The organism is Priestia sp. P5_B4, from assembly GCF_056400385.1.
On the sequence record NZ_JBFULJ010000122.1, the window covers coordinates 1 to 8,221 of the forward strand.

Annotated in this window: 12 protein-coding genes; 10 read left to right on the plus strand and 2 right to left on the minus strand. The window is 32.4% G+C overall.

Annotation, left to right across the window (positions count from 1 at the left end):
- Nucleotides 1–172: 172 nt before the first annotated feature.
- The 7 genes from AC1DRF_RS12145 (at nt 173) to AC1DRF_RS12175 (ending at nt 3,762) form a co-directional block, all read left to right on the plus strand.
- Nucleotides 173–292 (plus strand): YjcZ family sporulation protein, encoded by a 120-nt coding sequence (locus tag AC1DRF_RS12145; protein WP_080781598.1) that lies wholly within the window; start codon nt 173–175, stop codon nt 290–292.
- 650 nt (nt 293–942) lie between these two features.
- Entirely contained in the window at nt 943–1,185 is a 243-nt protein-coding gene (locus AC1DRF_RS12150) for a spore germination protein (protein WP_048022330.1), read from the plus strand.
- Nucleotides 1,186–1,206: 21 nt separating this feature from the next.
- Nucleotides 1,207–1,434 (plus strand): spore germination protein, encoded by a 228-nt coding sequence (locus AC1DRF_RS12155; protein ID WP_377578152.1) that lies wholly within the window; start codon nt 1,207–1,209, stop codon nt 1,432–1,434.
- A 706-nt stretch (nt 1,435–2,140) separates the two neighbouring features.
- A complete protein-coding gene (locus AC1DRF_RS12160) occupies nt 2,141–2,308 on the plus strand; it encodes a YlcI/YnfO family protein (RefSeq protein ID WP_377578146.1) in 168 nt (55 codons plus the stop codon).
- 114 nt (nt 2,309–2,422) lie between these two features.
- Complete coding sequence (locus AC1DRF_RS12165) at nt 2,423–2,791, plus strand: response regulator transcription factor (protein WP_477740826.1); 369 nt, start codon at nt 2,423–2,425, stop codon at nt 2,789–2,791.
- A 291-nt stretch (nt 2,792–3,082) separates the two neighbouring features.
- The gene (locus tag AC1DRF_RS12170) at nt 3,083–3,340 is read left to right on the plus strand and encodes a hypothetical protein (RefSeq protein WP_033580886.1); all 258 of its coding nucleotides are present in this window, start codon (nt 3,083–3,085) and stop codon (nt 3,338–3,340) included.
- A complete protein-coding gene (locus AC1DRF_RS12175) occupies nt 3,340–3,762 on the plus strand; it encodes a hypothetical protein (RefSeq protein ID WP_377578140.1) in 423 nt (140 codons plus the stop codon). Before AC1DRF_RS12170 ends, AC1DRF_RS12175 begins: the two co-directional genes overlap by 1 nt.
- Nucleotides 3,763–4,258: 496 nt before the next feature.
- Here the strand turns inward: AC1DRF_RS12175 and AC1DRF_RS12180 are convergent, their stop codons facing one another.
- A complete protein-coding gene (locus AC1DRF_RS12180) occupies nt 4,259–4,522 on the minus strand; it encodes a hypothetical protein (protein ID WP_477740827.1) in 264 nt (87 codons plus the stop codon).
- A 293-nt stretch (nt 4,523–4,815) separates the two neighbouring features.
- Here AC1DRF_RS12180 and AC1DRF_RS12185 point away from each other — a divergent pair, with 293 nt between their 5' ends.
- From AC1DRF_RS12185 to AC1DRF_RS12195, 3 genes are all read left to right on the plus strand, one after another.
- Nucleotides 4,816–5,736 (plus strand): YheC/YheD family protein, encoded by a 921-nt coding sequence (locus AC1DRF_RS12185; protein WP_477740828.1) that lies wholly within the window; start codon nt 4,816–4,818, stop codon nt 5,734–5,736.
- A 333-nt stretch (nt 5,737–6,069) separates the two neighbouring features.
- Entirely contained in the window at nt 6,070–6,399 is a 330-nt protein-coding gene (locus AC1DRF_RS12190) for a hypothetical protein (RefSeq protein WP_274864038.1), read from the plus strand.
- Nucleotides 6,400–6,725: 326 nt separating this feature from the next.
- Nucleotides 6,726–7,061, plus strand: coding sequence for an SPW repeat domain-containing protein (locus AC1DRF_RS12195; RefSeq protein WP_477740829.1), 336 nt, complete (start codon nt 6,726–6,728; stop codon nt 7,059–7,061).
- A gap of 220 nt (nt 7,062–7,281) precedes the next feature.
- Here the strand turns inward: AC1DRF_RS12195 and AC1DRF_RS12200 are convergent, their stop codons facing one another.
- Complete coding sequence (locus AC1DRF_RS12200; RefSeq protein ID WP_477740830.1) at nt 7,282–7,737, minus strand: spore coat protein; 456 nt, start codon at nt 7,735–7,737, stop codon at nt 7,282–7,284.
- Nucleotides 7,738–8,221 lie beyond the last annotated feature (484 nt).

The window sequence follows — 8,221 nt, forward strand, 5'->3', positions numbered from 1 at the left end:
TTTTTAAAATAAAAACCACAATTTTAAAAACTATTACTTTCGGGTTCAATATTAGTGATTTTATTTAAGAATTAAACATGCTCATAAATGCTTACGGATACATATAATATGTTAGCCCATGTAAATTACATTCCTACCCCTTTACTCAAATTTTGTAAAGAGGAGTGATAGTATGTCTAGTTATGGTGGATGTGGACTTGGTGGGGGTTTTGCACTTCTAATTGTCCTATTTATTCTTCTTATCATTATTGGATGTAGTTGTTTTGGTGGCGGCTACGGAGGCTTCTGCTAATTCAATAAAAAGCCTTTCATTTGAAAGGCTTTTACATAGACCCATTTATTTTAAATCCTTTTAATGATAGGCGAGTTCCTAAAATATTATGAATGCATATAATGAGCTTAGCGTACCCCGCCATTTTATTCTAAGAGCAACCTTTGTTTTTTTGATGTATCCTCGACTAATTAGAAAAACTCCTGATTGTGGTTGAAATCAGGAGTTTTTGCCGTTCATATCAAAAGAAGACAAATTGATGGAAATGGAATTTTTATTCGTGTAGAAGATGGTTTTTTAGTTTGGAATGATAACTCAGGTAATAGAAATACTACTAGTCTAGAAGGTATTAGCGTTCGTAGATTGAGTAGTGGTAACTGTTACTAATTTTTTGGACGGGCTCTAACCTAATATTAAAAGAAAAGCTCTTCACTGCTTAAGAGAGCTTTTTGAATTAGTAAGATTTAAAAAAGATAGTAGAAATAAAACAATAAATTATATAAGTAGAGTTAATTTATTTACATACAAATAGTCAACTTAAGTTGACTGAAAGTGCCTTAAGGCACAGGTATTTTAGGCTGATATTTATTTTATTTGTGTTAGGCAAGTTACCTAATAAAGAATGGAAGCATAAATTACAATAAGTGTTCAAAAGAGAAAGGAGTAGGTTTATGCCTTATTCTATTATTGTTGGTAATGTATTGACTAATGGGATTACACAAAACGGAAATCTAGATTTTGGTCATACAGTACACAATAGTCATACAGCCAATTCAAAATGGGTAGGAGCTTGTATTTCTATGGGTAATTTCTCTCCTTCTACGTCTTGGATGGCTAATGGGAATTTTGATCCCGACTTTAGTGACCAAGATCAAATTGCAAACCCTTCTATGCCGATATCAGGGCAAGTTTAATAATAAAGGAGTATGCTTTTTATGCCATGCAATATTAATGTTCAAAACTTTAATGCTAATGGAGTTACAGAAAACGCGAATTTAGATATAGGTAACAACGTTCAAAATAGTCATACAGCTAATTCAAAATCAGTAGGGGCCTGTTTTTCCTTTGGCAATACATCTCCTTCAGTGGCACATATGATAAATAATAATTGTGACCCAGATATTAGTGATCAAGGTCAAATAGATAATACTTCAAACACTTAAGCCTTAATAAAGGCTAATTTATAAAAATATTCTTTTTGTTCACTTTCTTGATTGATGATTTATAGTAAAAAGCTTCTGGATGTTTCATTCAGAAGCTTTTTTCATATAGGTGACAATAGTACAAGCTAAAAAAAATTAAAGGAATAAAATATTTTATCTAGATTAAAGGGAGGGATATATATGTGTTGTTGGAACAATATTTTCTTCTGTGGTTTCTGTGGTTGTAGACGCCGTCGTTGTAACCACAATAATAATTTTGGTTGTTGCTCTTGTGGTAGACATAATCATCATAACTACAATAACGATCATAACTCTTGTAATCATGGTAATAACAATTGTAGTTGCAAGGATAGAAATAATAATCACCACCAAAATCATAAATGTAATTGTGGACATAATAGTCATTCGAATTATTAACTTTAGCTAATTTATAAGTAAAAGGCTTGTTCATATATTTATTGAGCAAGCCTTTTACTTATACTTGTTTAACTTTAGAAATTGCTTATAATAATGCTAGATTAATAGTAAGGCCTGAAGTAAATTTGCTGGAGCCTAGGGCGATAATTAATTAACCATAAAAACCCTCTTATTAAAATCGTAAGAGGGTTTTTATGTAATAATTTCCAAAAAATATTGTTGGCTATGGTAATTATATCCTTTAAAATTTTAATTAGCACTCAAATGAGTGCGAACTCGAAAAGGGGCGATGAAATTTATGCCTAAAACGCAACCTGGATTTAAGCGTTTGAATGCTGATATCCCAGAAGAACTGTTTAAGGAATTTGCCAAGAGATGTATTGAAGAAGGCGTGAGCAAAAAAGATTTTCTTGTTCAACTTTTAGAAAAAGAACTCTTTAAAGATTCAAAAAAGTAGAAGAAAAAAACGAAATAAAAGGGCACTTTCCCGGCAAGGAAAGCACCCCATGTAGAACTCGTAAGGACTTTTATTATAACATGGGTTGCCCTCAAAAAATAGGAGGATCTTATGATGGATCAAACCGAAAAATTATTGATGGGTATTGAAAATATTTTAAGTGTGGCTTCTGATTTAGTACAAGAAGTAAATCGTCTTAAACGTGTTGAAGAAGAATGTCAGATGCTTAAAGAAAAACCTTTTTTGAAACAACTTACGTCATCTGAACAAGACATCTTTGCTCTTGCACTTGATGGCCATTCTGTTAAAGAAATGCAAGATATTTTGTTCAAAGAAGAGAACACAATTAAGACTCAGAGACGCAGCATTCTACAAAAATTAAACGCTTCTTCGATGAAAGAAGCAATCGATTTTATAAAAAAACTAACCAGACTTCTTCTCAAAACTTCACGAATTATCATCAAGAAATCTTTCAAAAACTAGTTAAAACTCCATAAAAGTTGAGGGTACTTTGAGTGGACAGTAGGTCAACATTTTCAAAAAGGTGTAAGATTTGATGTCGACACTAGATCAACATTAAGTGCTTTTTTTGCTTTTTAGGTCAACAGCAGGTCGACAGACTGGAAGTTTTCGTGGGGTCACTTTTTTGAGGGTGAAAACGTTGTTTTGCTGGGCTTTGCCCAGCATATCACAGCCATGTGATATCAAAAACCCCTTATGCTCTTCTCTACTCGTACTGGAAATTTTGCAATTTGATAAAAAAGGAATGATTTCATGGATATCTTTTTACGAAATATTGATCCGGTTGCTATGCAAAAAGTTGATGCACTAGCAAAAGAAAATGGGATGTCTCGTCAACAATTCTTGAAAGAACAATTTGAAGTATTAGCTTTTTTTGATGAACAAGTAGAAAGAGAAAAAAGATTAGAAGCAATCATTCATCAGAACATCGAAATGATGAAACAATGTGCGATATCAATTGAAAAGATGAACGACATGATATACGAACTGATGGGAGATGTAGAGGAGTAATGGAAACACAACGACGTATGATTACACTTGATAAAGAAACAGATCAATACATTCAAGATTATATGGCTGAACATAAACTTCGTTTTCCAGGAGAAGCGATTATGGATATCTGTAAAAAGTATCGAGAAGAAAAAAAGAAAGAATGGTCGTTAGACTACATTACGGAAACCGTTAGTGAAAATCTAAATGATGCATTAAAAAGCGAACTTAAAAAAATTCGATTAGGAACAAATAGTGCTGATAAAAACACACAAATTCTTATCGAATTCATGAATGGATTGTATTTTCACCATGGCTATCAGGGAATTATGACAACGGATCTTCTAGAGCTAGAAGAAACTAAACTTGCCAAAAAAGTTGTAGGAGAACGTATCGTGAATCAACGACAAAAACGGTTAGATAAGGAATACCCTAAAAGCTAAAATAGCCTTTAAGGCTAGCTAGGTAGGCTTAAGCCTACTTTTCGTTTTAGTAAACGAGGTAAATATAGCTTGATATGTAGTTATTGTGGGATAGAAGGATTAGAAGAGAGCTGCTCTTTTTGTGGGGCTACTTTAATATCAAAAGACCGAAATTAAAAGAATTTGTGGTCTTAGAGGACGTTGAGAAGCCTTTTGATGAACTTACATGCTTTCATACGTATAATTTGTTGGTTTTGCTGCGTTTAGTACGTAAAGAAAGGACAAAGGCTTATGATTTAATGATAACGCTTAAAAAGCGCTGATAAGAGTCCTATAATTTAAACTACTCTGAAGAACAATACTTTGGCCGGCTTGGCGGTTTCTCGAATAAAGAAACGGAATGTGTCCCTTATCAAACATATTTATGTACATATTCTAAAATAATGTACTAATAACCTCCTTATAAGTAATTAATAGGTATGTAAAAAGTGAAAATAATCTATCTTTAGGAACGATATTAGACCAAGCAAATAAAAAAGCTCGACCCAAGGATATTCAATATGAAAAAATACTTAGTCATGATGAAATGGAATTTGTCGAGGGTACTTTCTTTGCAGAGGAAGTATTCTTTTTTTACTTTTCTTACTTTCTTCAGATGTTCTTCTAAAAGCCCTTTTACATATTTCATAACACCTGTATCATGATCTACAGCTAAAAAACGTAGTTCCTTATGTAACCCTCCTGGAATATCATAAGTAAGACGTCGATTTCCTTCTTTCACCCTGCCCCTATGCTCTTCCTTCCGTACACTTCATTTATTTTGCAACGTTGCTTAAACTAAAGTGTATAAAAGCAATTAATCATATATATTACATCACTGCATTAAATTTAAAGTTATAACATTTACAAATTCATGTACTTTTGGGAGTGATAATCATAAATCAGAATAAACATGAGAATCCCGTTATAGGAATTTGTGTATCTAAACTAAAACCAGTATTCCAAAGATTAGTAGAGAAAAGACTCGAACGATATACCAATGATATTACCGTCGTAAAGTTCTATATAGACGACTTGGATTTCAAGAACCACAAGATAAAAGGAATTGCTTTAAAGAAAAAAAAGGAGAAAATTTATGAAGAACAAGGAGTTTTCCCTCTTCCTAGTGTTATCTATTTACAATGTCATGTCGAACCTAAGATAGTAAGAAAAATTGAAGGGCTTATCGGCCGCAAAGTTTTTAATAATTTCATATTTGATAAATGGGAATATTGGGAAATGTTAAGGAAGGATGATGTACTACGTTCTCATCTTCCATACACACAAAAATTAGAACATAAAACAATTCTTCAACACCTACTATCTGTATATAAAGATATTTTTTTAAAACCGGTTGACCACAGGAACGGACACGGCAGTAGAGGTGTTTTTAGGGTTAGACAGAAAGAAGGGTTACTGATTGAGGTGACCTATCGAGAGAAGGAAAGCATTCAAAGGAAATCATTTGAATCCTATGAAAAATTTCAAGATTGGATTTCACCTAAACTTTCTAAAACCTATATCATACAACAAAGTATTCAAACCATCACTTGCTATCAAAAAGCCACCGACATTCGCCTAAATATGAATAAAAATAGTCAAGGTCAATGGGAAGTCTCTCTTTTGTTACTTCGTGTCGCTTCAAATGACAGCCATATAACCCAAAAAGTTTTAACAGCCCAACCTATAAAAAATTTAACTAAAATGTTCCCTAGCAATAAAAATATAGATAAAGTTAGCATTGAAGAAACTCTTGTTAATATTGGATTTAAGATTTGTCATAGCTTAGACAAATCTGGTCATCATATGGCAGATCTAGGCATTGATTTAGGAATAGATGAAAACGGATACGTATGGATTTTTGAGGTAAACTCCCTTCCGCATCCATTAAAGGGTGTTCTCGATCATTCACTGACTAGACCCATTGAATACTCGGCCTACCTTGCTTTGGAATAGAAATGCGATTAGTACCAGGAGCGTCAAACTCACTTTAGAGGAATGTCGCTCTTTTATTTTTATCTTATTAGAAAAAATCCACATACATGGCCAAAAAATATGAAAATATTAATTTATTCGCCCTTACATAAATTCGTTTGCACCATATAATTATATAAAGTAGAAAAAAGGAGAGATAGTATGGGTATTGGACCATGTTCTTGTAAATTTCTTTTAGGTATTTCAGGTGAGGATGCTCCAGCAATAGTTACAGTCACAGGACCTACTGGAACTGTAACTAATTTTACCGGGACGATAAACTTTTCAGCGGAACAATGTTTTACCGGAGGACCAATGTGCAATCCGGCTGTTAATAACTTCGACGTGGATTTTGGAGATAATGGGGGGAATACGATTAATTTCACAGATGGAAGACGTGGAACGATAGCTTGTGTTGACAACACGATAGCTACGTTAATGGATGGAACAGCACAGGCTACCGGAAATGTACTCGATGGCGACTTTACTGTTGATTTCTCGTATACAATCAACCCGATAACAGATATAGCTTCTATCGTTATTACGGCAACAGGTGAAGACAATACTGTATTCCAAACAGCTTTTACTGCTCCTATTTCCCCTCAAACATTTATTGGGGACTGTGACGAAACTGTTGGACCATAATAAGAAATTAAAATAAAGCGTTTTTAATATTTTACGAGAACATATCTAATTAAGGGTATCTCTTTCTTATTTTTAACATGTATATTATATACACGTTAAATTATCATGATGAATTTTATAGGTATTAATAACGCAAAATGAGAAACATAAAATATAATCAGGAACTATAAGCCTGGTCTTTCTTTGAGAGAAATCAATTCACCTGCGACGGATTGATTTTTCTCTTTTTTTATCCACTATCATATAATCTCATTTCAATATTTTCTAAGCATATAATTCAATAATGAAATCTTCAAGGGCTTTATAAACATTGAGGAGATGTGATTATGAAAACAAGAAGTATTTTAAATGCATTGATTGGTGCCTGGTTTACTAGTGCACCTTGGGTTATTGGTTTTGCAGACCAATCAGGAGCTTTATCATTAAGTACATTTTTTGGAATTATTCAGGTTATCGTGTCATTGTGGGGATTTGATAAACCTGGTTGGAGTGCGTGGCAAAATTGGATTTCAGTGATTACTGGCGTCTGGTTTATAATTTTCCCATTTATCTATTCATTAACAAATGGAGAGGTTTGGTCAAGCCTAATTCTTGGTTCAATTACAATTATATTTAGCTTATTGAACTTAGGAACTAATTTATACTCAAAAGCTGTAGGTTGAAGATAAAATGAACAGAATCCCATAGTTTGAGCAAACTATTTAAACTGCTAAGAAGCATCTTCAATCTAGAATCTCATTAATTTATAGAAAAACTCCCTATTTATGTTGGGAGTTTTTCTAATTTTACACTGTATATTATATATGATTTTAGTTGATATAAAATACAGCGTAAGATGTAATACAAGCCTTTTGAATAAACCAAAGGCTTGTACTTTTATGCTTAAAAGATATCTAATTTGATTAATAGAGCAACTAAAAGCTGAATAAGAATTTGAATATTAGCTGCAATATCAGTATCTGTAGTTGTCACTTTAACATTTCTTGAGTTTTTAACAATTGTACGTTGCTTATTAATTTGTTTAATAGAGGATTTTTGGAAAAGTTCTTGCGCTACCTTATCAGCTTCTGTACTATTTCCTAAAGAAATAGTTAAAATAACCACAATAGCAGCCTGTAAAGCTGCTTGAATTGACAACCCTACTTTTGTATCTGTCGTATTAATTTCTACATTTTCTGAATCATAAATAAAGATATCTTCTTTAGAAAATTGAAAAGCTTCAGCTTTTTGAGCTGCTAATTGATTGACATCACCAAAAATTGGATGAGAAGAAGATTCTAAAGCACACCACTTATCGTGTTTATGATGATGCTTATGCTTGTTCTTATGTTTACTCATTTACTCACCATTCCTTCAAATTTTTTATATAAATAAAAAATCACAAAAAGCTTGTACCAAAAATACCAAATAAAAATATTCTATTTTAAAGTAGGGATTACCTAATAATAGGATATTCATGTAATAAAAGGATGTGCAGGTTAATGATAATAGATAATAGCACATTTTAAATAGAATTATGATTTTCTTTTTCATGCTGTATTTTCTATATATTTACAGTTAACGTAATATCTCTCTCCAGAATGCATCATAAAATAGAATCCTCGCAGAAGGGCTTAGCTAAGGTTCTTTTAGACATTGCAAAGAAGGCCCCAGTAACGTTATCTATGATTGAAAAGGCCATTAAAAATCAATAAAATAATCTATACATACTAAGAAAGGATCTAAGTATCTTTCAAACAGAAAAAGATCATCTGGGTAAGATAAAAGACTAAGTTACTAAACTCAAAAAATCAGGGGCCAGAACTTGATTATTAATAAAAGA

Coding starts and splice junctions, on each gene's coding strand:
- AC1DRF_RS12145 (WP_080781598.1), top strand. CDS start 173: ATGTCTAGTTATGGTGGATGTGGACTTGGTGGGGGTTTTGCACTTCTA.
- AC1DRF_RS12150 (WP_048022330.1), top strand. CDS start 943: ATGCCTTATTCTATTATTGTTGGTAATGTATTGACTAATGGGATTACA.
- AC1DRF_RS12155 (WP_377578152.1), top strand. CDS start 1,207: ATGCCATGCAATATTAATGTTCAAAACTTTAATGCTAATGGAGTTACA.
- AC1DRF_RS12160 (WP_377578146.1), top strand. CDS start 2,141: ATGAAATTTATGCCTAAAACGCAACCTGGATTTAAGCGTTTGAATGCT.
- AC1DRF_RS12165 (WP_477740826.1), top strand. CDS start 2,423: ATGGATCAAACCGAAAAATTATTGATGGGTATTGAAAATATTTTAAGT.
- AC1DRF_RS12170 (WP_033580886.1), top strand. CDS start 3,083: ATGGATATCTTTTTACGAAATATTGATCCGGTTGCTATGCAAAAAGTT.
- AC1DRF_RS12175 (WP_377578140.1), top strand. CDS start 3,340: ATGGAAACACAACGACGTATGATTACACTTGATAAAGAAACAGATCAA.
- AC1DRF_RS12190 (WP_274864038.1), top strand. CDS start 6,070: ATGTGCAATCCGGCTGTTAATAACTTCGACGTGGATTTTGGAGATAAT.
- AC1DRF_RS12195 (WP_477740829.1), top strand. CDS start 6,726: ATGAAAACAAGAAGTATTTTAAATGCATTGATTGGTGCCTGGTTTACT.
- AC1DRF_RS12200 (WP_477740830.1), bottom strand. CDS start 7,737: ATGAGTAAACATAAGAACAAGCATAAGCATCATCATAAACACGATAAG.